The following is a 25,515-nucleotide window of genomic DNA, read 5'->3' as shown; positions in this document are numbered from 1 at the left end:
GTGCCCGGGCCCCGGCACGACCGCCCGCCTTCGAGACGCGCGGCCGAGAGCGCGGTCACCCCGCCGGAATCTCGCCCACGTCCACCGGGACTTGGTAGCCGCGCTGCACAGCCGGGCGCGCGCGCAGGCGTCGATACCACGCCCGCACGTTGGGGAAATCGGCCAAGTTTACGCCATGCCACGCGTAGCGCGCGACCCAGGGCCAGCAGGCGATGTCGGCGATGGAATATTCGTCGACGATATGTGCGCGCCCTTCGAGTTGACTGTCGAGCACGCGGTAGAGGCGCTGTGCCTCGCCGCCGAAGCGCTCCTCGGCGTAGGCTGACTTGCCAGGATTGAAGTGCAGGAAATGGTGCGCCTGTCCGAGCATCGGGCCGAAGCCGCCCATCTGCCACATCAGCCAGCCCATCACCTGCATGCGCGCATCCAAGGCCCCGGGAAGGAACGCCCCGTGCTTTTCGGCGAGGTACCACAGGATCGCACCCGACTCCATCAGCGCGAGCCCGGTCCCCTGATCGACGATGGCAGGAATCCGGCCGTTGGGATTGATCGCCAGGAACTCGGGCGACTTCTGCGCGCCCGATTGCAGGTCGACCGGATGCACCCGGTACTCGAGACCGAGCTCCTCGAGAAGGATCGACACCTTGCGCCCGTTGGGCGTGGACCACGTGTAAAAATCAATCATGCATGCGCCCTTTCCGCCATGGCTCCGTCGGGCCAATCTAGGACGACCATACGTTGCATGCCGAGCCCAAATGCGCCTTGCCGACGTTTCTCTCAGTCCCGGTCGACCTGAAGTGCGGCCAGAACCTCTTCGGTATGCTCACCAAGGCGCGGCGCCGGAAGCCGGGCTTCGCAAGGGGTGCGGCTGAGTTTTACCGGGAAGCCGAGCATCCGCACGGTCCCCCGGTCGTCGCCATGCGGCACATCGATCGCCATTTCCTGCGCCTGGATCTGCGGATCGGCGAAGACCTCCTTCAGCGTCTGAATCTTGCCTGTCGGCACTCCGGCCCTGTTGAGACGCAGGATCCAGCTCTCGCGGGTGTCATGCGCCAGCGCCGCGTCGAGGATGCCGTGCAACTCCTTGCGGCGGGCAAAGCGCTTGTCATTGCTGTCAAACCGCGGGTCCGACAGCAGGTCCGGCAGGCCGATCTCGGCCAGCAGTCGCCCCAGCACCTGGTCGTTCGAGGCGGCAATGGCGATCTGACCGTCGGCGGCGTTGTAGAGCCCGTAGGGCGCAACCAGAGGATGGTCGTTGCCGGTACGCTGCGGGTTCTCGCCGGTGACGAAATGCTCCGAGGCGAGATAGGCCATCATGCTCAACACGCCGTTGACCATCGAGGTCTCGACGGCTTGGCCGACGCCATCGCGGTTGCGCCCGTGCAGCGCCGAGACGATGCCGAAGGCGGTGTAGAGCCCGGCCACGAGGTCGGTCACCGGCTGGGCGGCGCGCAGAGGCGGCGTGCCCTCGGGGCCGTTGACGCTCATGAAACCGCTCATCGCCTGCGCGATGAAGTCGAAGGCCGGGCGGTCGGTATATGGACCGGTCGAGCCGAACCCGTTGACGCTGGCCACCACCAGCCGGGGGTTGATCTCTTCGAGCCGCTCTGGCGGAAACCCCATGCGGGCCAGCACGCCGGGGCGGAAATTCTCGACCAGCACGTCGGCGGTTTCCAGCAAGCGCGTAAGGTCGGCGCGACCCTCGTCGGAATAGAGGTCGAGCACCACCGATTTCTTGTTGCGATTGAACCCTGCGAAGTACCACGAGAACCCATCCTTGTGGTGCCCCTGACCGCGCACGGGATCGCCTGCCGGGCTCTCGATCTTGATCACCTCGGCGCCCATGTCACCAAGCAACATGGAACAGAACGGCCCCGACAGCACACGGGTCAGGTCGATCACCCGGACCCCGTCGAGCGGCGGCTTGAGATCGGCACTCATCATGCGCGGCTCCCGCTCGACGAGCGGACCTCGTCGCGTCGGTACTGGCGCAGGCGTGGGCCGGCCTTCATGACCTGTCCGGGAAGTTTCTGGCCCAGTGCCGCCTCGGTGCGCCGCGCCACATCGATCAGCGCCTCGAGGTCGATGCCCGTCTCCACGCCGCTCTCGTGCAGCAGGTAGACAAGATCCTCCGTGCAGATATTGCCTGTCGCGCCGGGGGCGAAGGGGCAGCCGCCGATCCCGGCGACGCTCGCCTCATAGCGGGTGATCCCCTCGCGCAGCCCGGCATAGGCGCAGGCAAGACCAACGCCCCGGGTATTGTGGAAATGCAAGGCAACGTCGGCCTGCGGCACCTCGGCGGCCAGCGCCCGGCAACGGTCCTGCACCAAACGCGGCGTTGCCATGCCGGTGGTATCGCCCAGCGAGATCCGGGTGATACCGTTGTCGGCATAAGCCTTGGCGACATGCACGATGTCGGCGACCGGGACATCCCCCTCGAAGGGGCAGCCGAAGGCCGTGGCAATGGCGCCGTAGACGGCGATGCCCGCCTCCTGCCCCATCCGGGCGATCTCGGCCGCGGCGGCCAGCGACACGTCGCGGGAGCAGTTTACGTTGGCCTGGTTGTGGCTCTCGGAGGCCGAGAGGAACACCACCATCGCATCGACCCCGGCCTCGATGGCGCGGGCGGCGCCGCGGGCATTGGGCACCAGCGCGGTCAGCTCGGCACCGTGGCTGCGGTCGATCGCGGCCATGACCTCGGCGGCATCGGCCATGTTCGGCACCGCGCGCGGCGCGACAAAGGAGGTGACCTCGAGCTGCGGCACGCCCGCCGCGATCAGCCCGTTGATCATCTCGATCTTCACGTCTGTCGGAACCGGGGCCGGCCAGGCCTGCAGCCCGTCGCGGGGGCCGACATCCACGATCCGAACTCTTTCGGGGAACCCCTCCAGCGTGACCTTGGTCATGAGCCCTCCTCCAAAAGCTGTTGATGTGGTCTACCGGCGTGGTATACCACTCTCGCAGGGAGGGTCAATCTAGACCATGAAGACGGACAAAGCAGCGGACAGCGCGGCATTGCCGCAGGCGGAGCGCGCGTTGCAGGACATCCGGAAGGATATCCTGTCGATGGCCTTTGCGCCGGGCGAGGCGGTTTCGGAACGCGCGCTGCAGGACCGCTACGGCATGTCGCGGACGCCGATCCGCGCGGCTCTGGCAGCGCTGACCGCCGAGGGGCTGGTCGACCGCGACCCGCGCGGCGGCTACATGATCGCTCCCATAGACCTGCAAGAAATCCGCGACCTCTTCGAATTTCGCGAAGAGCTGGAAGATACGGCGGTACGCCTTGCCTGCCGCCGCGCCAGCCCCGAGGCCCTGGCCGCGTTGCGCGCCACCGTCGATCGTGGACGCACCGATTTCCGGGTCGAGGACTGGCTCGCGTCGGGGCTCGACGTGCACGTCGAGCTGGCCGCGCTCTCGGGCAACCCCTTCCTGCGCGACGCGGTGCGCGCCGCGGTCGGCCGCGCCCTGCGCCTGCGCTGGCTGCTGGCCAGCGACGCCGCGCAGCGCGAGACCGCGTGGCAGGAACATAGCGAAATCCTCGATCTCGTCGCCGCTGGTGACGAGGACGCGGCGGCCCGCAAGGTCCGGCTGCACACCCGCGCGGTGCGCGACCAGATCCTCGAGGCTGTGGAAGGCGCGCGCCGGTTTCTGGGCACGCGCGGTGTCGTCGATCACAAGAGGGGTGACGGCGACACGCATTGAGGCAACCCCGGGGGAGGGAGACCCCGGTGAAAACGGCCCCTTGGGCCAGAGGACGAAAGGGAGGAACCATGTCCTATTTGCGCAAATTCATCACCGGAGCGGTGCTCGCCACCGGCTTGACCGGCGTCAGCGCGGTCACCGCCAATGCGGCGGAATGCATCGCGCCGGCCGATCCCGGGGGCGGTTGGGACTTCACCTGCCGCACCGTGGGACGGCTGCTGACCGACCTCGGCCTCGAGGAGAGCACGGTTCAGGTCACCAACATGCCCGGCGGCGTGGGTGCAGTCGCCTTCGCCAATGTGGCAGGCAAGCGCGCTTCCGAGGGCGACCTCCTGGTCGCCACCTCGACGGTGGGCGTGACGCAGATCGCGCAGGGCAAGTACCCGGGTGGAATCGACGTGATGCGCTGGGTGGGCATGCTGGGCACAGACGTGGGCGTGATCACCGTGCCGGCGGACTCCGAGTATGAGACCATCGGCGACCTGCTCGACGCGCTCAAGGCCGACCCGACCTCGGTGCCGGTGGCGGGTTCCTCGGGCGCCGGGGGCTGGGACCACATCCGCCTGTTGATGCTGGCCGATGCCGCGGGCATGTCCGGCGAGGATTACAAGGCAATCCGCTGGGTACAGTTCGATGGCGGCAGCCCCGCCGTGACGCAGATGCTCGGCGGTCAGGTCGGAGCCGTGTCGACCGACCTCGGCGAGATTGCCGGCTTCGTGGAATCGGGCGACATCAAGATCCTCGCGGCCCTGTCGGACGAGCCGATTCCGGCCTTCCCCGACGCGCCCACCGCAAAGGACCAGGGCCTTGACGTGACCGGCTACAACTGGCGCGGCTTCTACACGGGCGGCGATGTCTCGGACGAGGACTACCAGGCCTGGGTCGACGAGCTGAAGTCGCTCTTCGACACGAAGGAGTGGAAGGAAGCGGCCGAGGGCAACGGCCTGATCACCGTCTGGCGCGGCGGCGAGGAGTTCGAGGCCTATGTCGCGGACCAGGCCAAGCAAATGGAAGAGATCTCGCGCAGCATTGGTGTCATCCAATGATCGACCGCATCGTCGGGGCCGTGGTCTTCGTGATTTCGGTCTCGGCCTTCTGGGTTGCGCGCGGATATGAGGCGGGTTTCGGGGATCCCCTGGGCCCCGCCGTGTTTCCGCAGATGGTCGCCGCACTGGCGGCCATCCTCAGCCTCGGGCTGATGCTGCGCCCCGATCCGAACCCCAAGGCCCAGTCGCGCCCGGCGCTGGCCCGGCAGGTCGCCACCGTGACCGTGCTGGCGTGCTACGTGCTGCTGCTCGAGCCGCTCGGCTTCCCTCTCTCCACGACGCTCGGCACCGCCTGCCTCGCGCTGCTCTTCGGTGCCGGTCCGGCCAAAGCGACGCTGACCGGCGCGGCGGTGGGCGTGTCGCTCTTCGTGATCTTCGACAGGGTGCTGGGACTGCCCTTGCCCTTCGCGCCTGCATTCTTCGGCTAGCGAGACCTCATGGACATCTTGACCTCCCTCATCGGCGGCTTTGCCGTCGCCGTGACGCCGCTCAACCTCGCGCTCGCGGTTTTCGGCTGCTTCGCCGGCACGCTGATCGGCGCCCTGCCCGGACTTGGCCCGGTGAACGGCGTGGCGATCCTGATCCCCGTCGCTTTCGCCATGAAGCTCGAGCCCGGCTCGGCGCTGATCATGCTGTCCTGTATCTACTATGGGTGCATGTACGGCGGTCGGATCAGCTCGATCATGCTCAACATCCCCGGCGACGAGCCCGCGATCATGACCACGCTCGACGGCTACCCCATGGCCCGAAAGGGGCAGGCGGCCAAGGCCCTTGGCATTTCCGCAGTGGCGTCCTTCACCGGCGCAACCTTTGCCACGCTCGGGCTGACCTTCTTCGCGCCACTGCTGGCAAAGGCGGCGATCCACTTCGGGCCGGCGGATTACTTCGCGCTCTACGTCATGGCCTTTGCCACCATCGGCGGGGTGACCGGGGTGAACCCCTTCAAGACGCTGCTCGCGGCGGTGCTGGGTCTGCTGCTGGCCAGCGTTGGGCTCGATCCGGCCACCGGAACGGCGCGCTACACCTTCGGGTCGTACCACCTCTATGATGGCTTCGATCCCATCGTCGCCATCGTCGGCCTTTTCGCGGTCAGCGAGATCATCATGTATTTCGAGAGCCACGCCACCTCTGGTGCCGGGCCCGCCAAGCTCGGCCGCGCCCTGCCCCGGCTGCGCGAGGTCTTCGAGGGCTTCCCCGCTGCGCTGCGCGGCTCGGTGATCGGCTTTGTCTGCGGCGTTCTGCCCGGCGCCGGTGCCTCCCTCGGGGCTTTCGTCTCCTACAGCACCGAAAAGCAGATCAGCGACAAGAACGGGACCTTCGGCACCGGCGACCCGCGGGGCATCGCCGCGCCGGAGGCAGGCAACAATGCCGCCTCCGGCGGCGCTCTCATCCCGATGCTGACGCTGGGCGTGCCCGGCTCCGGTACAACGGCGGTGATGCTGGCGCTGCTCGTCTCCCTCAACATCCAGCCCGGCCCATTGCTCTTCGAGCGCCAGCCGGACCTCGTCTGGGGCCTGATCGCGGCGCTCTATCTCGCCAACCTCGTGCTGCTACTGCTCAACGTGCCGATGGTGGGCATCTTCACCCGCCTGCTGTCGCTGCCGCAGTGGCTGCTGATGCCGATCGTCGTGATGGTCAGCTTCATCGGGATCTATTCGATCAGCCATTCGAGCTTCGATCTCTTCGTGATGATCGGCTTTGGCCTGCTCGGCTACGCCCTGCGCAAGTTCGAGATCTCGTTGGTGCCGGTGGTTCTCGGGCTGCTGCTTGGCGCCGATATGGAGAACAACCTGCGCCGGGCGCTGTCGATTTCGGGGGGAGACTTCGGCATCCTGCTGCAAAGCCCCATCGCGCTGGTGATTTACGGCTTCACCGCGCTGATGCTGCTCTTCTCCTTCGGCATCGCCATGCGCCGACGAACTCCGCCGCTGGCGGACTGATCCGCCCGCAATGTGCCGCGGCTTTCGCCCGGCACCCAGGCACGCGCTTGCTCTGCGCCGGGCCGCACGATGGCCAAGGCCGCGGCAGCCCGGGGCCCTCGCGCAAACCAAGGCCCGCACCGGGCCACATGCAAAAACGCCCCGGGCAAGACCGGGGCGTTTCTCTTTATCGACGGTAGCTTACTCGCTGATCGCGGACTTCACCTGCGCAACCTCTTCCGGCGACATCGTGCCGGAGGTCACCACCTCGCCATCGGTGATCTTCCACAGGCGGAACGGGCCGGTGATATCGCCATACTCGTCAAAGACCACCGGGCCGATCACGCCTTCATACCGGATCTTCTCGCCGGCCTTGATCAGCTCGAGCGCCTTCTTGAACTCCTCGGGACCGGCGTAGATCGGCTCGCCCTCGGTGCCCGTGACCTGCGGGATCGCGTCGCGGATCGCGTCGGCCGAGGCCTCGCCCGCCTGCGCGATGGCCAGCGCGACGATGGCGCCGGCATCATAGGAGCGGTCCGCCGCCGGCGCGTCGGGCGCGATGCCGCCGGAGAACTCGGCAAAATTGTCGTAGAAATAGGTGGTCGACGCGGTCTCGGAGGTCCCCGACGAGGTGCCGTAGGCGCCGTCGAGGTATTGCGCCCCGACCGCGCTGATGAAGTCCGTCGAGTTCATGCCGTCGTTCAGCAGGAAACTTTGCGGCCCGCCGGAGGAAATCCATGCCCGCGCGATGGTCGCGCCATCCACCGGGTAAGAGATCAGGTAGAGGCTTTCGGGGTCGCCCTTGAGTGCCGCGGTCGCTTCCGAGGAGTAGTTCGCCTGCTTCTCGTTGTAGGGCGTGACCGAGGTGATCTCGCCGCCGAGGGCCTCATAGGCCTTCTTGAACTCCCGCATCATGTTGACGCCGAAATCGTTGTTCACGTGGATGATGGCGAGCTTGTTCAGACCTTGGTCGATGGCGTATTGCGCCGCCGCGGTGCCCTGCAGTGCATCCGAGGTTATGGTGCGGAAGAAGTAGCCGCCGGTCTTGCCGTCCTGGCCGAGCTGCGTCAGCGTCGGCGAGGAGGAGGCCGGCGAGACTTGCACCACGCCCGCAGGCCCGGTGACCGAGGTCAGGATCGGGATCGAGACCGAAGAGATGATTCCGCCGATCAGCACCGGCACCTTGCCGATGTTGACGAGCTGCGTCGCCTGGTCGACGGCGACGTTGCCCTGGCTCTGGCTGTCGCGGGTGTCCGAGGTGATCTTGCAGCCCAGCACGCCGCCGGCCTCGTTGATGTCGCGGAAGGCCATGTCCACGGCCTTTGCCCCGGCCTGACCGTAGACGCCAGCCGGGCCGGTCAGTTCCATGACCATGCCGACCTCGACCTCGCAATCTTGGGCCATGGCCCCGGACGCCAGGGCGGCGGCCGCAGCGGAGGCAAGAAGAAGATGTTTCATTTCAGGATGCTCCTGTTGGAAGGCGCCCGTTTCGGGCTGGGATCGGAGGCTCAGGCCTCTTCTTTGTTGAGGTTGTATTTCATGATCGAGCCGTGGCGGCCGTGGCGGTCGCGCTCGAGCGTGTAGACATCGCCCTCGAGCTGCCGGGCCTGCGCCAGTACGGCGTCGATTGCGGCCATGTCGGCGGCGGTCAGCGTGACCTCACCGACCCTCAGGTTCGCCGCGAGATGGCTGCGGTTGCGCGCGCCGACGATGACGCCGGCGACCTGCGGCCGGGTCAGCACCGCGGCAGAGGCCACGGTCGCCACGTCGCAGCCATGGGCGTCGGCGATGGTGCGCAGAGTTTCCAAGAGGCTCTGGAAGAGGTCCCAGCCGCCGAAGTCCTGGATGATCAGGTGGTATTTGGTCAGCGAGCGGTTCTCCATCTCGCCTTCGGGATCGGGCTCGCCAAGCCAGCGGTCGGACAGGAAGCCGCCCGCAACGGTGCCGTAGCAGAGGAACTGCATCCCCTTCTCGGCCGCCAGCCCCGCCATCCGCTTCTCGGGGCGGCGATCGAGCAGAGAATATTGCGTCTGCAGCGTCGCCAGCCGAATGCCCGCATCGAACATGGCTGCCACGTGATCGGTGTCGAAATTGGTGCCGGAGAGAAGCTGGATCAGCCCCTCATCCTGGAATTCCTTGAGCCAATGCGCCGCCTGCAGCCAGTCGCCCTGCGCATAGTCCCACCAGTGGAATTGCACGAGATCGAGGCTCTGCACGCCGAGCCGCATCGCCGAGCGGGCCACGGTTTCGCGCAGCATGGGCCGGGTCAGCCGGCCAAGCTTGTCGAGATCGGGCACGCATTTGGTATGAACGCGAATCCGCGACAGCGCCTCGGCTCCATGCCGATTGGCATATTCGGCACGGAAGGCGCCGATGATTGCCTCGACACCGGTGTAGATGTCGGCGCAGTCGAAGGTGGTGATGCCGGCCTCTGCGGCGGCGATCAGATCCTCCACCGCCTCGGCACGGTCGATCTGGCCATGGCCACCGGCCAGCTGCCAGCCGCCGCGGATCACGCGCGAAATCTCGTAGCCGGGGGCCAGTGTGGTGCGCGGCAGGGTCATGTCATCTCTCCTTGGGCAGCGGAACGGCGGTGGTCTCGGCATGGCTGAACTGCCGCTTGCCGATGCGGGTGATGCGCAGCCGGGTCGAGCAGTTGGGGTCCGGGCAGGCCACTTCGGCGTCGGTGCTCATCCAGTCGTTGGGGTGGGTCTGGCGCTGCTTTGCCGCGAGCAGCGGCAAGACAGACGCCAGCGAGTAGACCGAGAACCCCTGCCCCGGCGGCAGGTACAGCATCTCTCCGCGAAGCTCGAACCAGTCGCCGGGCTTGGCATTGCAATAGATCGCACCGCCTTCGGGGGCGACCACTTCGACCTTCAGGTCCCAGAGTTCGAAGCTGTCGTCAGTCATCTTGGGCCTTCTTCATGTCAGCGCGGATCAGGTCGAAAGATTGGGTAATGTCGGCATGCAGCGCGGCGACGGCAGCCTCCGCATCTCCGGCCTCGAGCGCGGCGATCAGCGCCCAGTGATGATGCACCGCGGTCAGCGACGGGTTGCGCCCGTAGATGATCGCCGAGGCCCGGACGAAGGGTCCCGACTGCATCCAAAGGCTGCGCACGATGGGCAGCAGCACGTCAGAGCCGGCAGCGCGATAGATCGTGAAGTGGAACTCATGGTTCAGCACAGAAGTCTCGGTGGCATGCTCGGGAGCGAGCCGAACAAACGCGTCCTCGCAAGCCTGCGTCTGCTGCCGCAGCAGCTCGATCGTTTCGGGCGCAATCTGCGCCGCGGCAAGGCGCACCAACTCGCCCTCGATGAGGCAGCGGGCGCGCGAGAGATCGTCGAGTCGCGCCTCGGTGATCAGCGGAACCCGGGTCGAGCGGTTCGGCATGACCTCGAGCGCGCCTTCCGTCCCCAGCCGACCAAGCGCCTCGCGCACCGGCATGATCGACACGCCCAGGGTGTCGGCCACGGCCTGCATGCGGAGCACCTGCCCCGCGGCAAAGGCCCCGTGGATCAGCGATTTGGTCAGCTCCTCGTAGACGCGCTGCTGCAGCGACGCGCGCCCCACGCGGCCCAGACCGGGAACCGTCATGTGGTCCGTTTCGGTGTCGCTCATCTGTCCTCGCCACTCCGTTCAAACGTTTTTGGCTTGCATCCTAGATCCGTGTCAATAATCTTTGATCAAAGATACAATTCTGCCGAGCGCAACGCCGGTCTCGGCGGCCACAGGGAAATTGGAATGGATACGACCCGAGGCGCGGTCCTCTCGGCGCATGGCCTTTGCCGCAGGTTCCAGGGAATCCAGGCGGTAGACGACATGTCCCTCTCGCTGGCCCCAGGCGAACTGCTGGGCCTGATCGGGCCGAACGGCGCGGGCAAGACCACGATGTTCAACATGCTCGCAGGCTCGCTGCCCCCCTCTGCCGGGCGGATCGAACTCATGGGCAGCGACGTGACCGCCGAGGGCGCCGAGAAGCGCCTCGGCCGCGGGCTGGGCCGGACTTTTCAAATCCCCCGCCCCTTCCCGCGGATGAGCGTGCTCGAAAACGTCCTTTGCGGCGCGCAGAAGCAGAGCGGCGAAAGCGTCTTCGGCGCCGCCTTCCGCATCGGTGCCTCGCGCCGGGATGAAGCGCGGGCACTGGAGAAGGCCCGCCACATCATCGATTTCCTGTTGCTCACCCATCTGGTCGATCAACCCGCAAGCGTGCTCTCCGGCGGCCAGCGCAAGCTGCTGGAATTGGCGCGGATCCTCATGGCCGACCCCAGGGTGATCCTGCTCGACGAGCCCGCCGCCGGGGTAAACCCCTCGCTGCTCGAGCAGATCATGGCGCGGATCGTGGACCTCAACGCGCAGGGCGTGTCGATCCTGCTGATCGAGCACAACATGGACATGGTGGCGCGGCTCTGTTCCCGCGTCGTGGTCATGGCGCTTGGCCGCGAGCTGGCGCAGGGCGCCCCGGGCGCGGTGATCCGCGATCCCGAGGTGGTGCGCGCCTATCTGGGGGATGCCGCATGAGCGAGCTATTGCGAGTCCGCGGTCTCGCGGCCGGCTACCAGCCCGATCTGTCGATCCTGAAAGGCGTCGATCTGACGGTGGCGGACGGCGAATTCGTCGTGCTGCTCGGTCCCAACGGCGCGGGCAAGTCGACACTGGTGAAGACCGTGGCCGGACTGGTGCCCGTTCATGGCGGATCGGTCACCCTGAAAGGCGAGGAAATCTCTGCCTTGCCCGCCCATCTGCGCCTGCGGCATGGGCTGGCCTTTGTGCCGCAGACCGAGAACATCTTCGCCCGGATGACAATCCGCGAGAACCTGCAACTCGCCGCGCAAATCCTGCCAAAGCAAGAGCGCGCAGAGAGGATCTCCGCGATGATGGACACCTTCTCCGACCTCGCCCGTCGCCCCGGCACCCGCGCGGGCGGCCTCTCGGGCGGGCAGCGGCAGATGCTGGCCGTGGCACGCGCGCTGATCATCGATCCCGAGGTTCTGATCCTCGACGAGCCCTCTGCGGGCCTGTCGCCGCTGATGGTCTCGGAGGTCTTCGACCGGCTGCGAGAAATCAACGGCAAGGGCACGACCATCCTGCTGGTGGAACAGAACGTGCGGGCGGGGCTCGAGATCGCCAGCCGCGGCGTGGTTCTGGTCGAAGGCCGAGTGGCACATGATGCGCCATCGGATGCGCTCGCCAACGACCCGATCGTGGCGGACCTCTATCTCGGCGGTCACCAGAAGGAGGCACAGGCATGATGCTGCAGCCGATCATGGATGGGCTTGTCAACGGGGCGATCATCGGCCTCGGCGCCATCGGCGTGACCCTGACCTACGCGATCCTGCGCTTTGCGAATTTCGCGCACGGCGAGCTGTTGAGCTGGGGCGCCTACCTCGCGCTGACGGTCAGCGGGGCGCTCGGGGCGCTGCTGCCCGGGCTGGGCACCCCGCTGGGGCCGTTCAGCTTCGGCTGGTCGGTGCCCATTGCCATGGCCGGGTCGATAATGTTGACCGCCGCGCTGGCGCTTGCGGTCGACTGGCTGCTCTTCGGGCGGCTGCGCCGCTCGGGCGCGGTGACAATCATTCTCGTGATGACCTCCTTCGGCGCGGCGCTGGCGCTGCGCAACCTGCTGGAGTTCGCCTATACCTCGAGTCCGAAGTACTTTTCGAACGCCCTGCAGATCAGCCGCGAGATCCTGCCCGGCCTGCGCGCCACCCCCGACCAGTTGCTGGTCGTGGCACTTGGGGTGGTGCTCGTGGTGCTCGTGCACCTGTTGCTGACCCGCACCGCCGCGGGCCGCTCGATGCGCGCGGTCTCGGAGGATCCGCAGCTCTCGGCGCTGGTCGGCATCGACACCCGCGCGGTGATCCGCATGGTCTGGATGCTCGGCGCGGCGCTCGCCGCTGTGGCAGGGATCATGTCCGGCGTGGTGGTGCAAATCCGGCCAACCATGGGACATGACCTGCTTCTGCCGCTCTTCGCCGCGGCGATCCTCGGAGGCATCGGCTCGGTTCCGGGCGCCATGCTGGCGGGGTTGATCGTCGGGCTGACCGAGGCGCTGACTGTCCAACTCATCGGCGCGGAATGGCGCGCGGCCGTGTCCTTCGTCATCCTCGTCGCAGTCCTGCTGCTGCGCCCGCAGGGCATCTTCGGAAAGGTCACCGCATGATCGACCTGCTCTCCTACGCGGCCTTCTTCCTGACCATGGCGCTGACCTATGCGGTCATCTGCCTCGGGCTGAACCTTCAATGGGGCCAGACGGGCCTCTTCAACGTCGGCGTCGCGGGTTTTGTCGCCGTGGGCGCCTATGTCTCGGCAATCCTGACCACCCCGCCGATCGACGGCCGCATCGGCGGTTTCGAGCTTCCGATGGTCGTCGGCTGGCTCGGCGGTGGGCTGGCCGCGGGGCTGCTGTGCCTCGGCATCGGTGCGCTGACCTTGCGGCTGCGCTCGGATTATCTCGCCATCGCCACATTCGGCGCCGCGGTGGTCATTCAGCTGGCGCTGCTGAACCTCGAGGGGCTCACCGGCGGCCCCTTCGGCGTCGGCTTCATCCCCCGCCCCTTCGGCTCGCTGCAGGGCGATGCCGACCTTTTCGCGCTCGCCAACCTTCTGGTGATGATCGTCACAGTGCTGCTGTGCTACCTCGCGCTCGAGCATCTCGTCCGCTCCCCCTGGGGCCGCGTCCTGCGGGCGCTGCGCGAGGATGAAACGGCGGCGCGCGCCCTGGGAAAGAACCCGGTGACCTACCGGCTCCAGGCCTTCGCCATCGGCGGTTTCGTCATGGGCCTCGGCGGCGCGGCGCAGGGCCATTTCATCGGCTTCATCGCCCCCGACAACTACCTGCCGATCCTGACCTTCCAGGTCTGGACCATGCTGATCGTCGGCGGTTCGGGCAACATGCGCGGCGCGATCCTCGGTGCTGTTCTCGTCTGGGCGATCTGGGCCGTCTCCGGCTCGGCCGTCAGCGCGCTCTTCCCCACCGAGCAGCAAGCGCGCGCCGCCTCGTTGCAGATCGTCATGATCGGCGCCGCGCTCTGCGCCGTGCTGCTGCTGCGTCCGCGCGGCCTGCTCGGCGAGGCTGGCACCCTGCGGCGGCGCAAGACCCGCACTGCCCCCAAGATTTCCGAAGGAACCGAGACAAATGCCTGACACCCGCCTTTCCGCCGGCGCCTCCCCTGCCCTGCCGCGCGTCGATCTCGCGCCGGGCCTGAACATCGCACGCCTCGTTTGCGGCCTGTGGCAGGTCGCCGACCTCGAAAAGGACGGCAGCACGCTCGATCCTGTGAAGGCCGCTGACCGGCTTCAGGCCTATGCCGCGGCGGGGTTTGACAGCTTTGACATGGCCGACCACTACGGCTCGGCCGAGGTGATCACCGGAGAGCTGACCTCACGTCCCGGCATGGCGCACGTCACCGCTTTCACCAAGTGGTGCCCCGAGCCCGGTCCAATGACGCCGGAGATCGTCCGCGCCGGGATTCAGGATCGCCTTGACCGGCTGCGCACCAAGCGCATCGACCTGCTGCAATTCCACTGGTGGAGCTTCGAGGATCCGCGCTGGCTCGATGCCCTGCGCGAAATCGAGGCGCTGCGCGCCGAGGGGTTGATCGGTGCCATAGGGGTGACCAACTTCGACGCCGCCCATCTCGAGGTGGCGCTGGCCGAGGGCATCGAAATCGTCTCGAACCAAGTGAGCTTCTCCCTGGTTGACCGCCGTGCCGCCGGCGCCCTGACCGCGCTCTGCAAGCGCTGGGGGGTCAAGCTGCTGGCCTATGGCACGCTCTGCGGCGGCTTCATCTCCGAGAAATGGCTGGGCAAGCCCGAACCGCGCGACATCCCCGATTGGTCGCGGATGAAATACAAGCGGTTCATCGACGTGGCCGGGGGCTGGGAGATCTTTCAGGAATTGCTCGCGGCGGCGCATGAGATCGGCCAGAAACACGGCGTGTCGCTGTCGAACGTCGCCTCGCGCTGGGTGCTCGACACCCCCTCGGTCGCCGCGACGATCATCGGCGCCCGCATCACCGAAGCCGAGCACCGCGCCGACAACCTGCAGGTGTTCGGGTTTTCACTGGACGCCGAGGATCACGCGAAGCTCGGCGCGGTCTTCGCGCGCATGACCATGGTGCCCGGCGACTGCGGCGACGAGTACCGCAAGCCGCCCTTCCTCACCGCCTCCGGAGACCTGTCGCATCACCTGAGCGAACTCCCCCCGGTCCATCCCGCCGTGGCGGATGCTGCACTTGCCGATCGCGCCCGGGTCTTCACCGGCTCGAAATGGGAGCCGATTGCCGGCTATTGCCGCGCGGTGAAAGTGGGCAACCGTATCCTCGTGTCCGGCACCACGGCGACTCATGGAGACTCTCACAATGTCGCGCCCGGCAACGCCGGGGCGCAGACGACCTATATCCTCGACAAGATCGTCGCCGCCCTGCGTGCCCATGGTGCCGGACCCGAACACGTGGTGCGCACCCGGGTTTACCTGGTCGATGCCGAGGACTGCGAGGCGGTCTCCGTCGCGCACGGGCGCTTCTTCGCTGATCACCCCCCGGCCAACACCCTGCTGCAGGTCGCTCAGCTGATCGGACCCTACCGCGTTGAGATCGAGGCCGAGGCGATCCTGCCTGCCTAATCCTCCCCGCCCATGAGAACGGCATCGCGCGGTCCCCTAGGGGGCCGCTGTCTGTTTTCGCGTGCGTGGCGGAAGGAATCCAGACGCCGTTGCACGTGCTTCGTCTCTCGACGGCGCTATCACCGTGCAACCGTCCTCACCGACACATCAGCCTGCGGTGCTTGGTGTGCTGAGGTGATGCGGAGAGCATGGGCAGGCGGCGGGCATCCGGGGCTCCATTCCGGCACTGCGCGAGCCCGACACCTTCATGCTCCGCCCGGAAACAAAGAGCCCGCCGGAGCAACGCTCCGGCGGGCTCTGAAATAGGGATGTTTGCCGGCTTCAGGCCGAGGTGGCCTTCTCGTGCCGATCGCGATGCATGGAAACGGCCTCGAGCAGCAGCTCCGGATCCTCTCCGGCGGGGCAGACTTTCTGGGCAATGTCGAAATCGGACACGCCCTGCTGCAGCAGTCGCTCAATGGCGGTGGTTTGTTCGCGGCTGAAAATACCCATGTGACTGTTCTCCCTTTTTGTGGCCCGGACATGGCAAGCCCAGCAGGGCGAGACGTGTCGTCCACTGGCAGGCGCTGGTTGTCCGGGTGACCGCCGAATTTTCTGGCGGAGACCCCTCCTAGCACAAAGCAAGAACTCGGCAAAGGGCTTTGTCCCACATTTTCGAGGCATTCCCGCCGCCCCGCCACCATCTTGAATTCTGCGCCATCTGTCGTATATATTGCGACATATGGCGCGATGGAGGGTCATGACATGCAAGCCATTCACTTTGATAGCGACATCGGCCGCGCCGTCCATCTTCTTGGGGGCGAGAAGACCATGGACGCGAAGGTCAACAGCGCGCTCGACGCGCATGAGGTCCTGATGAAGGGGCTCCCGGCCGGAGCGCTGCTGCATCTCGTTTCGTCGGTCGGATTCCTTGACCAGGGCCCGGCCCTGTACAACGCGGTCGGGATTTCCGTGCGAACCCTGCAGCGTATGAAGGCCAAGGGAGCGGACGAGTTGCTCAGCCGAGAGCAGAGCAGTCGCGCCTGGCGCTTCGCCGAGATCTTCGGCAAGGCGATCGAGGTCCTTGGCTCGGAAGCGGCCGCGGTGGACTGGATGAACAAGCCGGCGATCGGCCTCGAGCGCCGCTGTCCGATCGACCTAGTCGCAACCTCTGCCGGAGCCGAGGTCGTTGAAGAATACCTGACCCGGATGGAGTACGGGGTCTATACATGACGCCCCTGCCGCCGCCCCTCGGGACCGGAGAATTCAGATTTTGGCGCATCGACCAGAAGAAGCATTATGAGACATGGTTCACCGGCGAGGGCGCCTTCCGGGTCGGGGGCCGGTGGAACACCTCGGGCGTCCGGGCGATCTATGCCTCGCTGGACCCCGCGACCGCCTGCCTCGAGGTGGCGGTGCACAAGGGGTTCGAGGCACTGGACATCGCGCCGCATTTCCTCACCTCGGCGCGCATCCTCACGCCGGCCAAGATCCATGTCGTCTACCCTGACGACATCCCCAACCCGAATTGGATCAGCCCTGCACCGCTGAGCCGCAACCAGCAAACATTCGGAAACGACCTCTTGGCCCAGCACGGGTGCTTCCTGATTCCATCGGTCGTGTCCCGCTTCAGCTGGAATCTGGTGATCGACGCGACTCAGGCGGAGGGGCTGTTTGACGACGTTCAGCAGACCCGGTTCACGCTGGATACCAGGCTGCAATCTCCCCTTTGAGTTCCGCGAGACGGCAACGCTACTGGCGCCGCGAACCCTGAGCGAGGCGGACAAGGCGAGCCGTCGCGCGCGGCGATGTCCGAGCACGCCGCTTCGTGCCCGCGACTATTCGACGACTCTCAGGTAGGGGCGAATGTGTTCGACCGAGTACCACGCCGCAATCTCGCTGGTCTCGACCTTGAAGAAGGGGTCACCTGAAACGATCATCGGTCCATCCGTGACCAGTCCGATTTCCTGCGGCCGTCTCTTTTCCGGCTGCACAAGAACCCTGGTACCAGCTTGAAAACGTGGTCTTTGCATAATGGCCATACTCTCCCGAAACCATTCAGGATCAGACTGCGCCACAGCGTGCACATTGCAAGCATCCGCCAATCGGCGGGCCGGAAGCGGCAAGAAACTGCCACCTGCCCCGCGCGTTCGAAAAGCCGCGGCACATGGCGCAAGAGTCCGAGTGGGTGTCTGTGAAATCTTGAGGGGGAGTGCGGCGGCGACCCAAGGGAGGAGGAGAAGGGTCGCCGCCAATTTCCGGGGTTCAGGGAGGAGGAGAAAACCCCGGGAAACTCGCCGACGCATCGCTGCGTCTTGAGGACATACCTACATAATGCTGCTTTGCAGCACAACGGTCAGCTTTGCAGACCTGTTTTGTGTTGCACGCATACCGCAGCCAGGGGTGATGCCGATCCTCCCCGGCACGGCCAGTCATTCGACAAGGGCGAAACACTCGAGAAAGGGCGAAAAGCGCTGATCCGGCCGCCCTTTTCCTCCAGAGGCGACCGGATCGCTGGAGATGACCGCCCCTCCCAAAGCGGCACCTCGTGACCGACCCACCTCCCAGTATGTCGGCCAGAATTCGAATGGACGATATGTCGCACCTTCCCCGGGTCGGTGTAAAGGTCACAGACCCGTCGCGACGCAGCGTTAATTCTGGTCAATTTGAATCGGAGCCTCCGCCGACTAGAGGTCGAGGTCGTCCGTCCACTGCCGCTCCCGCGGTCGACAGAATTTTTTTCGCCAGCCTCCCCTCGCGCCCACGCGACTCGACATCGGTGTTCTTGACGGGTGGATGGTCGCGCCGTGCGAGGCTCCTCCTCCCGATGACACCGTCCCTGCGCGACTATAGCCGGGCCGGGGATAACACGCGCCCCGGACTCAGACGGCAGAGCTTGATTGCCCATTACGTAAATCTATTGACGTATTGGTTACGCCTCGCTACCAAAGACTACGGATTTCAGAAATCCGATCGTTTTAGGGAGGAGCGATCAATGTCTGGATGCGTAAAGCATTCCGCTATTGTGGCGGCAGGAGCAGTAGTTGCGCTCTTGCCAATGACGGGCGCGGCGACTGCTGCTGGCTTTCAGTTACGTGAGATGAGCGCCGAAGGCGTGGGCACGGCCTTTTCCGGCGCGACCGCCAAGGCGGCGGACCCGTCCACGATCTACACCAACCCCGCAGGGATGATGCGTATCCCGGGCACTCGGGCCCAGCTCGACTTGAACTACATCGCCCCGCAGATTCGCTTCTCGGGAGATGCGGGAACAACCGGGCTCAGCTATTCTGGCAACAACGGCGGGGACGCGGGCGAGAGCGCACTGGTGCCGGCATTCTACGGCCTCATCGACCTCACCCCCACGATCAAGGCGGGGCTCTCGCTGACCGTGCCCTTCGGCCTCGCCACCGAGTATGACGACGACTGGAAAGGCCGCTACTTTGCCATCGAGAGCGAGATCCAGAACATTGTCCTGACGCCGAGCATCGCCTGGCAGGCCACCGACCAGCTGTCGCTTGGGGCCGGCATCCAGATCGGTCATGCCGACGCGACACTGTCGAAAGCCCTCAATCTCTCGCCGCTCGGCCTTGGCGACGGAATGTCGGAGCTGACCGGCGACGGCTATGGATATGGTTTCACGCTGGGCATGCTTTACGAGATCGCGCCGACGACCCGCGTGGGCGTGAGCTATCGATCCAAGGCGAAATACACGCTCGAGGGCACCGCCAAGATCACCGGTGTACCGGATCCCTTTATCGCCGCGGTGCCGCAGCTGCGAAGCTCCGATGCCGAGGCAGAGGTCACCATGCCGGATGTCCTGTCGATCGGGGCCTACCACGAGCTGAGCCCGCAATGGGCAGTGATGGGCGACCTGTCCTGGACCAACTGGTCGACCTTCGAAGAGCTGCGTGTGAAGTTCGATGACGGCCGGCCCGACGATGTGACCGACGAGAACTGGCACGACTCCTGGTTCGTCGCCCTGGGAGCAGACTACAAGCCGCGCGAGAACCACACGATCCACTTTGGCGTCGCCTACGACCAGAGCCCCGTGCCCAACGACAATCGGACCGCCCGGATCCCGGATTCCGACCGCTACTGGGCATCGCTGGGCTATAGCTACGAGTTCGCACCGGATCGGACGATCAACTTCGGCTACACCCACATCTTCTTCGACGACGCCGACATCAAGGAGACAACGGGTGCCGGGACTCTCAAGGGCAGCTATGAAGGCCACGCCGATATCCTGAGTGCCAGCCTGACCTACCGGTTCTGAGCCGCCTCGGGGCCCCGCGCGTGCCTGTCGCAAGCGGTGCGCGGGGCCCCAAGACCGCCAGCCAGTCCAAAAAAGCCATGTCCGGACTCCCGGAACATGTCCCGCAGCCTGCGTTTCCCAAGCGCCGGACCAGCCGCCCTGTACCCGGAGCCCCGCTCATGAGCCCGAATGACATCGCGCCCGACACTCTGATGCCCCCCCGACCGGCCACAGACGCGCCCGCGGCTGCCGCGGCGGACCCCATCGCCCCGTCCGGCACCATGTCCGATCTTCTCGACACCGCCGTGCGCCTTCACGGTGACCGCCCGGCCATGCATTTCCTCGGACGCCGCTACAGCTATCGGGAGCTCGGCGCCCTCGTCGACCGCGCGGCCGCGGGCTTTGCAGGTCAGGGGGTCAACAAGGGCGTACGTGTAGGCCTTTGCCTGCCGAACATGCCCGCCTTCGTGATCTGCTATTTCGCGGTGCTCAAGGCAGGTGGCACGGTGGTGAATTTCAACCCGCTCTACGCCCCTCGCGAGCTGCGGCACCAGATCGAGGACTCGGGCATCTCGCTCATGGTCACCACGGATTTGGCGGCGATCTATCCCAAGGTCGCGGCGCAGCTCGGGCACGGCGCGCTGGAGCGGCTGGTCATCTGTCCGATGGCCGAGATGCTGCCCCCGCTCAAGAGGCTGCTCTTCCCGCTTCTGAAGCGCCGCGAACTCGCCCGCGTTCCCACCGATGCCCGGCACATCTCTTTCCGGCAGCTGACCCGGAACGACGGTGCTATCACCCCCGCTCCGATCAGCCCCGAAACCGATCTCGCCGCCTTGCAATACACTGGCGGGACAACCGGGCTCTCCAAGGGAGCGATGCTGACCCACGCCAATATCGTCGCCAATGCCGAGCAGATCCTCGAGCGGCTGCCCGATCCCGGGATCGGCGAGGAGCGGGTGCTGGCGGTCCTGCCGCTGTTCCACGTCTTCGGCATGACCGTCGCCATGAACCTCGCCGTGCGCATCGCCGCCGAGATCATCCTGGTGCCGCGCTTCGACATCGAGGGCACGATCAAGGTGATCGAGCGCCAGCGGCCGACACTCTTTCCCGGCGTGCCGACGCTCTACACCGCGATCAACCACGCGCTCGAGAAGCGCCTGGCGGATCTCTCCTCGCTGCGCTGCTGCATCTCGGGCGGCGCCCCGCTGCCCGGCGAGGTGCGCCGCGGGTTCGAGGCCCTGAGTGGCTGCCGCCTCAGCGAGGGCTATGGCCTGTCCGAAAGCTCGCCGGTGGTCTGCTGCAATCCCTTCGATGGCAGCGCGCGCGACGGCTCGATCGGAAGGCCGCTGGCAAAGACGCAGGTCGAGATCCGCGATCTCGCCGACCCGACCCGGATTTGCGCCCCGCACGAAAAGGGTGAGCTCTGCATCCGCGGCCCGCAGGTCATGCAAGGCTACTGGAACCGCCCCGAGGAGACCCGCGCGAGCTTCATCGACGGCGCGCTGCGGACCGGCGATGTCGGCTACGTCGACGAGGAGGGGTTCTACTTCATCGTTGACCGGATCAAGGACGTGATCCTCTGCAGCGGCTACAATGTCTACCCGCGGGCCATCGAAGAAGCGCTCTACCAGCACCCCGCGGTGGCTGAGGCCGCAGTGATCGGCGTCGCCGACGCCTATCGCGGCAGCGCGCCCAAAGCCTTCGTGGTGCTGAAGACGCCGCTCGACGCGGCAGAGGAAGAGCTCCAGGGCTTTCTCAAGGAGTATCTCTCGCCCATCGAGATGCCCAAACAGATCCAGATCTGCGAAAGCCTGCCGAAGACCCCGGTCGGCAAGCTCTCGAAGAAGGCGCTTCAAGACAGCGAGGGCGCGCAAGCCGAAACAGCACGATCCGGGGGCACGGCGGCGTCATGACCTGCGTAAGCGTCCTCACATGCCCGGAAGGGCCTGTTCATCGCCCGGGCCATGATGGTACAAGTCAACGCGGATTGCGTCCGGCGCATTCGGTTAACCCTCTGTTTCGACAGGACTCGTATGGACAAGCTCTTCTCGATCTCGGACCTATCGAAGGAGCTTGGCGTGACGCCGCGCACCATCCGCTTCTACGAGGAACAGGGGCTGCTGCTGCCGCAAAGGGTCGGCACAAATCGGATCTACACCTCCCGGGATCGCGGTCGGCTGATCCTGATCCTGCGCGGGAAACGCCTGGGCTTCACCCTCAAGGACATCCGGGAATACCTCGATCTCTACGACGCCGATCCGACGCAGCGCGAGCAGATCGATGCCTTGCTCGGCAAGGTCCGTCAGCGCATCCAAGAGCTGGACGAACAGCTCGAGACGCTGCGCGTGACGCTTGGCGAGCTGCGCGAGATCGAGCAGATGTCGCTGGACGCGCTGGAGCGTCACGAACAGGCCGCCGCCGGGACCATGGCCCGGAAGCGCTGACCCCGACCGGACCCCGCAAGGGTCCGACCCACCATATTCCCAATGCAACTCCGGAGAGTTACCGATGACACGTGTCGTTGTCGCGGGCTACATGCGCTCGCCTTTCACCCTGGCCCACAAGGGCGCGTTGGCCAAGGTCCGGCCCGACGATCTGGCCGCCCAGGTGGTCCGGGCGCTGGTCGAACGCTCGGGGGTCGATCCCGAGGCAATCGAAGATCTGCTGCTCGGCTGCGCCTTCCCCGAGGGCGAGCAGGGTCTGAACCTCGCCCGGCTGGTCGGGCTGATGAGCGGGCTGCCGCAATCGGTGGGTGCCGCGACGATCAACCGCTTCTGCGGCTCCTCGATGACCTCGGTCCACGTGGCGGCCGGCTCGATCGCCATGGGCGCCGGAGAGGCCTTTGTCTGCGCAGGTGTCGAGAACATGAGCCGAGTGCCGATGATGGGCTTCAACCCGATGCCCCACCCCGACTTCGCCCGCGCCCACCCCGAGGCCTACATGGGCATGGGCGAGACCGCAGAGAACGTCGCCCGGCGCTGGCAGATCACCCGCGCCGAGCAGGAAGAGTTCGCGCTCCGCTCGCAGGAAAAGGCCGCTGCGGCGCTGCAGCAGGGCCGCTTTGCCGATGAAATCGTGCCGATTGCCGGGCGCGGCGGCGTCGTGGACACCGATGGCTGCCTGCGCCCCGAGACGACGCTCGAGCGCCTTGCCGAGCTGAAGCCCGCCTTCGATGCGCAGGGCGTGGTGACCGCGGGCACCTCCTCCCCGCTGACAGATGGCTGCGCAGCGGTGCTGATCTGCTCGGATGCCTATGCCGAAAAGGCCGGGCTGCAGGTTCTGGCCTACGTGAAATCCGTTGCGGTGAAAGGCTGCGCGCCCGACATCATGGGGATCGGCCCGGTGGCCGCCACCCGCGCCGCGCTGGAGCGCGCGGCGATTTCGGCGGGCGATCTCGACGTGATCGAGCTGAACGAAGCCTTTGCCAGCCAGTCCATCGCCTGCATCCGCGATCTCGACCTCGATCCGGCACGGGTCAACCTCGACGGCGGGGCCATCGCGCTCGGCCATCCGCTCGGCGCCACCGGCGCGCGCATCGTCGGCAAGGCGGCCAGCCTGCTGAAGCGCGAGGGAGGCCGTTACGCTCTGGCCACGCAGTGCATCGGCGGCGGTCAGGGCATCGCCACCGTGCTGGAGGCCGCATGATGGCCAACATCGAAAAAGTCGCCGTCATCGGTGCGGGCGTCATGGGAGCCGCGATCGCGGCCCATGTGGCCAACTCCGGGACCAAGGTTTTACTGCTCGACATCGTGCCCGAGGGCGCGGCCAACCGCAACGCGCTGGCCGAAGGGGCCGTGGCCCGGATGTTGAAGGCCGACCCTGCCCCCTTCATGGGGCGCAAGGCGGCGCGTCTGGTCGAAACGGGCAACCTCGAGGATGACCTCGCGCGCCTCGCCGAGGCCGACTGGATCATCGAGGCGGTGATCGAACGGCTCGACATCAAGCAGGACCTCTACCGCAAGATCGACGCGGCCCGGAAGCCCGGCAGCATCGTCTCGTCCAACACCTCGACGATCCCGCTCGCGACGCTGCTGGGCGGGCTGCCGGAGAGCTTCGCGCAGGATTTCCTCGTCACCCATTTCTTCAACCCACCCCGCTACATGCGGCTCATGGAGCTGGTCACCGGGCCGACGACCCGCGCGGATGCGGCCGAGCTCATCACCGAATTTGCCGACCGGCGGCTTGGCAAGACCGTGGTCCGGGCCAAGGACACGCCGAGTTTCATCGCCAACCGGCTCGGCATCTACTGGTTGCAAAAAGCGGTGGTCGAGGCGTCGGAGCGCGGCATCCCGGTCGAACAGGCCGACGCGCTGATCGGCAAGCCCTTCGGCATTCCCAAGACCGGCGTCTTCGGGTTGCTCGATCTGGTCGGGCTCGACCTTATGCCGCATGTGAACGCGAGCCTTGCCGCCGCACTGCCGCAGACCGACGCCTTCCACGCCGCCAACCGGCCCCTGCCGATCGTGCAGAAAATGATCACCGAGGGGTACACCGGCCGCAAGGGCAAGGGCGGTTTCTACCGCCTGAACCGAGAGGGCGGCCAGAAACTGAAAGAGGCGGTCGACCTTTCGAGCGGCCACTACTCTGTCGCCAGGAAAGCCAGATCGGAGGCGATGGAGGAGGCCGGTCGCAACCCCCGCGCGCTCATGGCGCATGACAGCGCCGAGGGACGCTATGCCGCCGAAGTGATGGGCGCAACCCTGCGCTACGCCGCCGAGCTGGCCGGCGAAGTGGCCGACAGCATCGCCGACATCGACGAGGCGATGTGCCTGGGGTACGCGTGGAAGGATGGCCCCTTCGCCTTGATGGACAAGATCGGCCCCGATTGGCTCGTCGCGCGGCTCGAGGCCGAGGGCACGCCGGTTCCGCCGATCCTTGAGCTTGCCCGCGGCCGCAGCTTCTACCGCGTCGAGGACGGACGGCTCGAGCAGCTGGGCCTCGACGGCGACTACCATCCTGTGACCCGCCCCGATGGCGTGCTGCTGCTCTCGGACATCAAGCGCGGGACAAAACCGGTTCTTAAAAATGGCTCTGCCGCGGTCTGGGAAATCGGAGACGGTGTTCTGTGCTTCGAGTTCACGTCGAAAATGAATGCGATGGACGACCAGATCCTCGCGCTTCTGGCGAAGACACTGAAGCTGGTGCAGGCCGAGTACAAGGCGCTGGTGATCCACAATGAGGGCACGAACTTCTCGGTCGGCGCCAACCTGGGCCTCGCGCTCTTCGCCGCCAATATCGCCGCCTGGCCCCAGATCGAGGGGCTCGTGGCCCTTGGCCAGCAGGTGTTTCAGGACATGCGGAGCGCCCCCTTCCCGGTCGTCGGCGCGCCTTCGGGCATGGCGCTTGGTGGCGGTTGCGAGGTGCTGTTGCATTGTGGCGCGGTGCAGGCCCACGCGGAAAGCTACATCGGGCTTGTCGAGGTTGGCGTGGGGCTGATCCCCGGCTGGGGCGGCTGCACCGAGATGCTGCACCGCTGGCAGCGCTTCGGGCGTCTGCCCAAGGGGCCGATGCCGGCACCCTCGAAGGTCTTCGAGATCCTCAGCACCGCGACGGTGGCGAAATCCGCCGCCGAGGCCAAGGAGCTGCTGTTCCTGCGCCCCGAGGACGGGATCACCATGAACCGTGCGCGGCTGCTGGCCGATGCCAAGGCCCGGGCGCTGGCGATGGCCGAAGACTACGTGCCGCCCGAGACGCGGGACTACACGCTGCCCGGCCCATCGGGCCACGTCGCCATGGAGATGGCGGTGCAACAGTTCCGCAAGCTGGGCAAGGCGACGCCCTATGACGAGGTCGTTGCCAGCGCGCTCGCCGAGGTGCTGTCGGGCGGAGAGACCGATCCGATCGACAACCTCACCGACAGCGACCTGCTGAAACTCGAGCGGGAGCAATTCTTCGCGCTGGTCCGGCGGCCCGGTACGCTCGAGCGGATCGAGTCCATGCTGATGACCGGCAAGCCGCTCCGGAACTGAACCCCGGCCCTGAGCCGCAGAGAA

24 protein-coding genes are annotated in these 25,515 nt (G+C 66.3%); 16 read left to right on the top strand and 8 right to left on the bottom strand.

The window, feature by feature from the left end; genetic code table 11:
- Nucleotides 1-55: 55 nt before the first annotated feature.
- From G0D83_RS04975 to G0D83_RS04965, 3 genes are all read right to left on the bottom strand, one after another.
- Nucleotides 56-685, bottom strand: coding sequence for a glutathione S-transferase family protein (locus G0D83_RS04975; RefSeq protein ID WP_164190114.1), 630 nt, complete (start codon nucleotides 683-685; stop codon nucleotides 56-58).
- Between the two features lie 92 nt (nucleotides 686-777).
- The gene (locus G0D83_RS04970; protein ID WP_235939519.1) at nucleotides 778-1,944 is read right to left on the bottom strand and encodes a CaiB/BaiF CoA-transferase family protein; all 1,167 of its coding nucleotides are present in this window, start codon (nucleotides 1,942-1,944) and stop codon (nucleotides 778-780) included.
- On the bottom strand, nucleotides 1,941-2,906 hold the full coding sequence (locus G0D83_RS04965) for a hydroxymethylglutaryl-CoA lyase (RefSeq protein WP_164190111.1): 966 nt from the start codon (nucleotides 2,904-2,906) through the stop codon (nucleotides 1,941-1,943). The genes G0D83_RS04970 and G0D83_RS04965 overlap by 4 nt, the downstream gene beginning before the upstream one ends.
- A 76-nt stretch (nucleotides 2,907-2,982) precedes the next feature.
- Between G0D83_RS04965 and G0D83_RS04960 the strand changes: the two genes are divergently transcribed.
- From G0D83_RS04960 to G0D83_RS04945, 4 genes are all read left to right on the top strand, one after another.
- The gene (locus G0D83_RS04960; RefSeq protein WP_164190109.1) at nucleotides 2,983-3,702 is read left to right on the top strand and encodes a GntR family transcriptional regulator; all 720 of its coding nucleotides are present in this window, start codon (nucleotides 2,983-2,985) and stop codon (nucleotides 3,700-3,702) included.
- A gap of 68 nt (nucleotides 3,703-3,770) precedes the next feature.
- Complete coding sequence (locus G0D83_RS04955) at nucleotides 3,771-4,748, top strand: tripartite tricarboxylate transporter substrate binding protein (RefSeq protein WP_108970733.1); 978 nt, start codon at nucleotides 3,771-3,773, stop codon at nucleotides 4,746-4,748.
- Nucleotides 4,745-5,176, top strand: a complete 432-nt coding sequence (locus G0D83_RS04950; RefSeq protein ID WP_164190107.1) for a tripartite tricarboxylate transporter TctB family protein — start codon at nucleotides 4,745-4,747, stop codon at nucleotides 5,174-5,176. The genes G0D83_RS04955 and G0D83_RS04950 overlap by 4 nt, the downstream gene beginning before the upstream one ends.
- Before the next feature lie 9 nt (nucleotides 5,177-5,185).
- Nucleotides 5,186-6,688, top strand: coding sequence for a tripartite tricarboxylate transporter permease (locus G0D83_RS04945; RefSeq protein WP_164190105.1), 1,503 nt, complete (start codon nucleotides 5,186-5,188; stop codon nucleotides 6,686-6,688).
- A gap of 180 nt (nucleotides 6,689-6,868) precedes the next feature.
- Here the strand turns inward: G0D83_RS04945 and G0D83_RS04940 are convergent, their stop codons facing one another.
- From G0D83_RS04940 to G0D83_RS04925, 4 genes are read right to left on the bottom strand one after another with little or no spacing between them, the layout of a single operon-like run.
- A complete protein-coding gene (locus G0D83_RS04940; RefSeq protein ID WP_164190103.1) occupies nucleotides 6,869-8,125 on the bottom strand; it encodes an ABC transporter substrate-binding protein in 1,257 nt (418 codons plus the stop codon).
- Nucleotides 8,126-8,175: 50 nt separating this feature from the next.
- Nucleotides 8,176-9,231: an aldo/keto reductase gene (locus G0D83_RS04935; RefSeq protein WP_203594876.1), complete on the bottom strand. Its 1,056-nt coding sequence runs from the start codon at nucleotides 9,229-9,231 to the stop codon at nucleotides 8,176-8,178.
- Nucleotide 9,232: 1 nt separating this feature from the next.
- Nucleotides 9,233-9,577 (bottom strand): TIGR04076 family protein, encoded by a 345-nt coding sequence (locus tag G0D83_RS04930; protein WP_108970737.1) that lies wholly within the window; start codon nucleotides 9,575-9,577, stop codon nucleotides 9,233-9,235.
- On the bottom strand, nucleotides 9,570-10,286 hold the full coding sequence (locus tag G0D83_RS04925; protein WP_164190101.1) for a GntR family transcriptional regulator: 717 nt from the start codon (nucleotides 10,284-10,286) through the stop codon (nucleotides 9,570-9,572). Before G0D83_RS04925 ends, G0D83_RS04930 begins: the two co-directional genes overlap by 8 nt.
- A 123-nt stretch (nucleotides 10,287-10,409) precedes the next feature.
- On the opposite strand from G0D83_RS04925, the gene G0D83_RS04920 reads away from it, so the two are divergent.
- Genes G0D83_RS04920 through G0D83_RS04900 form a run of 5 tightly spaced genes read left to right on the top strand, consistent with a single transcriptional unit; the run spans nucleotide 10,410 to nucleotide 15,291 of the window.
- On the top strand, nucleotides 10,410-11,186 hold the full coding sequence (locus G0D83_RS04920; protein WP_164190099.1) for an ABC transporter ATP-binding protein: 777 nt from the start codon (nucleotides 10,410-10,412) through the stop codon (nucleotides 11,184-11,186).
- On the top strand, nucleotides 11,183-11,917 hold the full coding sequence (locus G0D83_RS04915) for an ABC transporter ATP-binding protein (protein ID WP_164190097.1): 735 nt from the start codon (nucleotides 11,183-11,185) through the stop codon (nucleotides 11,915-11,917). The genes G0D83_RS04920 and G0D83_RS04915 overlap by 4 nt, the downstream gene beginning before the upstream one ends.
- The gene (locus G0D83_RS04910; RefSeq protein WP_164190095.1) at nucleotides 11,914-12,828 is read left to right on the top strand and encodes a branched-chain amino acid ABC transporter permease; all 915 of its coding nucleotides are present in this window, start codon (nucleotides 11,914-11,916) and stop codon (nucleotides 12,826-12,828) included. Before G0D83_RS04915 ends, G0D83_RS04910 begins: the two co-directional genes overlap by 4 nt.
- Nucleotides 12,825-13,811, top strand: coding sequence for a branched-chain amino acid ABC transporter permease (locus G0D83_RS04905; RefSeq protein ID WP_108970742.1), 987 nt, complete (start codon nucleotides 12,825-12,827; stop codon nucleotides 13,809-13,811). Before G0D83_RS04910 ends, G0D83_RS04905 begins: the two co-directional genes overlap by 4 nt.
- On the top strand, nucleotides 13,804-15,291 hold the full coding sequence (locus tag G0D83_RS04900) for an aldo/keto reductase (RefSeq protein WP_164190093.1): 1,488 nt from the start codon (nucleotides 13,804-13,806) through the stop codon (nucleotides 15,289-15,291). The genes G0D83_RS04905 and G0D83_RS04900 overlap by 8 nt, the downstream gene beginning before the upstream one ends.
- Before the next feature lie 321 nt (nucleotides 15,292-15,612).
- Here G0D83_RS04900 and G0D83_RS31820 read toward each other — a convergent pair whose 3' ends face one another.
- A complete protein-coding gene (locus tag G0D83_RS31820) occupies nucleotides 15,613-15,783 on the bottom strand; it encodes a hypothetical protein (protein WP_193989112.1) in 171 nt (56 codons plus the stop codon).
- 252 nt (nucleotides 15,784-16,035) lie between these two features.
- Between G0D83_RS31820 and G0D83_RS04895 the strand changes: the two genes are divergently transcribed.
- From G0D83_RS04895 to G0D83_RS04865, 7 genes are all read left to right on the top strand, one after another.
- A complete protein-coding gene (locus tag G0D83_RS04895; RefSeq protein ID WP_108970744.1) occupies nucleotides 16,036-16,503 on the top strand; it encodes an antitoxin Xre/MbcA/ParS toxin-binding domain-containing protein in 468 nt (155 codons plus the stop codon).
- Complete coding sequence (locus G0D83_RS04890; RefSeq protein ID WP_164190090.1) at nucleotides 16,500-17,003, top strand: RES family NAD+ phosphorylase; 504 nt, start codon at nucleotides 16,500-16,502, stop codon at nucleotides 17,001-17,003. Before G0D83_RS04895 ends, G0D83_RS04890 begins: the two co-directional genes overlap by 4 nt.
- 836 nt (nucleotides 17,004-17,839) lie before the next feature.
- Nucleotides 17,840-19,543 (top strand): OmpP1/FadL family transporter, encoded by a 1,704-nt coding sequence (locus tag G0D83_RS04885; RefSeq protein WP_370457165.1) that lies wholly within the window; start codon nucleotides 17,840-17,842, stop codon nucleotides 19,541-19,543.
- 158 nt (nucleotides 19,544-19,701) lie between these two features.
- Nucleotides 19,702-21,435 (top strand): long-chain fatty acid--CoA ligase, encoded by a 1,734-nt coding sequence (locus G0D83_RS04880; protein WP_235939514.1) that lies wholly within the window; start codon nucleotides 19,702-19,704, stop codon nucleotides 21,433-21,435.
- Between the two features lie 120 nt (nucleotides 21,436-21,555).
- Nucleotides 21,556-21,966, top strand: coding sequence for a MerR family DNA-binding transcriptional regulator (locus tag G0D83_RS04875; RefSeq protein WP_108970747.1), 411 nt, complete (start codon nucleotides 21,556-21,558; stop codon nucleotides 21,964-21,966).
- A gap of 64 nt (nucleotides 21,967-22,030) precedes the next feature.
- A complete protein-coding gene (locus G0D83_RS04870) occupies nucleotides 22,031-23,167 on the top strand; it encodes a thiolase family protein (RefSeq protein WP_164190086.1) in 1,137 nt (378 codons plus the stop codon).
- Complete coding sequence (locus G0D83_RS04865) at nucleotides 23,167-25,491, top strand: 3-hydroxyacyl-CoA dehydrogenase/enoyl-CoA hydratase family protein (RefSeq protein ID WP_164190084.1); 2,325 nt, start codon at nucleotides 23,167-23,169, stop codon at nucleotides 25,489-25,491. The genes G0D83_RS04870 and G0D83_RS04865 overlap by 1 nt, the downstream gene beginning before the upstream one ends.
- Nucleotides 25,492-25,515 lie beyond the last annotated feature (24 nt).

The sequence above is a fragment of the Salipiger sp. PrR003 genome (genome assembly GCF_010500785.1).
GTDB classification, from domain to species: domain Bacteria; phylum Pseudomonadota; class Alphaproteobacteria; order Rhodobacterales; family Rhodobacteraceae; genus Salipiger; species Salipiger pacificus_A.
The sequence above is the reverse complement of the archived record's forward strand: the minus strand, read 5'-3'. Positions and strand labels throughout refer to the sequence as shown.

What these genes read in the sequence shown, in the direction of transcription:
- G0D83_RS04975 (WP_164190114.1), bottom strand. Translation starts at nt 685, where the DNA reads ATGATTGATTTTTACACGTGGTCCACGCCCAACGGGCGCAAGGTGTCG.
- G0D83_RS04970 (WP_235939519.1), bottom strand. Translation starts at nt 1,944, where the DNA reads ATGATGAGTGCCGATCTCAAGCCGCCGCTCGACGGGGTCCGGGTGATC.
- G0D83_RS04965 (WP_164190111.1), bottom strand. Translation starts at nt 2,906, where the DNA reads ATGACCAAGGTCACGCTGGAGGGGTTCCCCGAAAGAGTTCGGATCGTG.
- G0D83_RS04960 (WP_164190109.1), top strand. Translation starts at nt 2,983, where the DNA reads ATGAAGACGGACAAAGCAGCGGACAGCGCGGCATTGCCGCAGGCGGAG.
- G0D83_RS04955 (WP_108970733.1), top strand. Translation starts at nt 3,771, where the DNA reads ATGTCCTATTTGCGCAAATTCATCACCGGAGCGGTGCTCGCCACCGGC.
- G0D83_RS04950 (WP_164190107.1), top strand. Translation starts at nt 4,745, where the DNA reads ATGATCGACCGCATCGTCGGGGCCGTGGTCTTCGTGATTTCGGTCTCG.
- G0D83_RS04945 (WP_164190105.1), top strand. Translation starts at nt 5,186, where the DNA reads ATGGACATCTTGACCTCCCTCATCGGCGGCTTTGCCGTCGCCGTGACG.
- G0D83_RS04940 (WP_164190103.1), bottom strand. Translation starts at nt 8,125, where the DNA reads ATGAAACATCTTCTTCTTGCCTCCGCTGCGGCCGCCGCCCTGGCGTCC.
- G0D83_RS04935 (WP_203594876.1), bottom strand. Translation starts at nt 9,231, where the DNA reads ATGACCCTGCCGCGCACCACACTGGCCCCCGGCTACGAGATTTCGCGC.
- G0D83_RS04930 (WP_108970737.1), bottom strand. Translation starts at nt 9,577, where the DNA reads ATGACTGACGACAGCTTCGAACTCTGGGACCTGAAGGTCGAAGTGGTC.
- G0D83_RS04925 (WP_164190101.1), bottom strand. Translation starts at nt 10,286, where the DNA reads ATGAGCGACACCGAAACGGACCACATGACGGTTCCCGGTCTGGGCCGC.
- G0D83_RS04920 (WP_164190099.1), top strand. Translation starts at nt 10,410, where the DNA reads ATGGATACGACCCGAGGCGCGGTCCTCTCGGCGCATGGCCTTTGCCGC.
- G0D83_RS04915 (WP_164190097.1), top strand. Translation starts at nt 11,183, where the DNA reads ATGAGCGAGCTATTGCGAGTCCGCGGTCTCGCGGCCGGCTACCAGCCC.
- G0D83_RS04910 (WP_164190095.1), top strand. Translation starts at nt 11,914, where the DNA reads ATGATGCTGCAGCCGATCATGGATGGGCTTGTCAACGGGGCGATCATC.
- G0D83_RS04905 (WP_108970742.1), top strand. Translation starts at nt 12,825, where the DNA reads ATGATCGACCTGCTCTCCTACGCGGCCTTCTTCCTGACCATGGCGCTG.
- G0D83_RS04900 (WP_164190093.1), top strand. Translation starts at nt 13,804, where the DNA reads ATGCCTGACACCCGCCTTTCCGCCGGCGCCTCCCCTGCCCTGCCGCGC.
- G0D83_RS31820 (WP_193989112.1), bottom strand. Translation starts at nt 15,783, where the DNA reads ATGGGTATTTTCAGCCGCGAACAAACCACCGCCATTGAGCGACTGCTG.
- G0D83_RS04895 (WP_108970744.1), top strand. Translation starts at nt 16,036, where the DNA reads ATGCAAGCCATTCACTTTGATAGCGACATCGGCCGCGCCGTCCATCTT.
- G0D83_RS04890 (WP_164190090.1), top strand. Translation starts at nt 16,500, where the DNA reads ATGACGCCCCTGCCGCCGCCCCTCGGGACCGGAGAATTCAGATTTTGG.
- G0D83_RS04885 (WP_370457165.1), top strand. Translation starts at nt 17,840, where the DNA reads ATGTCGGCCAGAATTCGAATGGACGATATGTCGCACCTTCCCCGGGTC.
- G0D83_RS04880 (WP_235939514.1), top strand. Translation starts at nt 19,702, where the DNA reads ATGAGCCCGAATGACATCGCGCCCGACACTCTGATGCCCCCCCGACCG.
- G0D83_RS04875 (WP_108970747.1), top strand. Translation starts at nt 21,556, where the DNA reads ATGGACAAGCTCTTCTCGATCTCGGACCTATCGAAGGAGCTTGGCGTG.
- G0D83_RS04870 (WP_164190086.1), top strand. Translation starts at nt 22,031, where the DNA reads ATGACACGTGTCGTTGTCGCGGGCTACATGCGCTCGCCTTTCACCCTG.
- G0D83_RS04865 (WP_164190084.1), top strand. Translation starts at nt 23,167, where the DNA reads ATGGCCAACATCGAAAAAGTCGCCGTCATCGGTGCGGGCGTCATGGGA.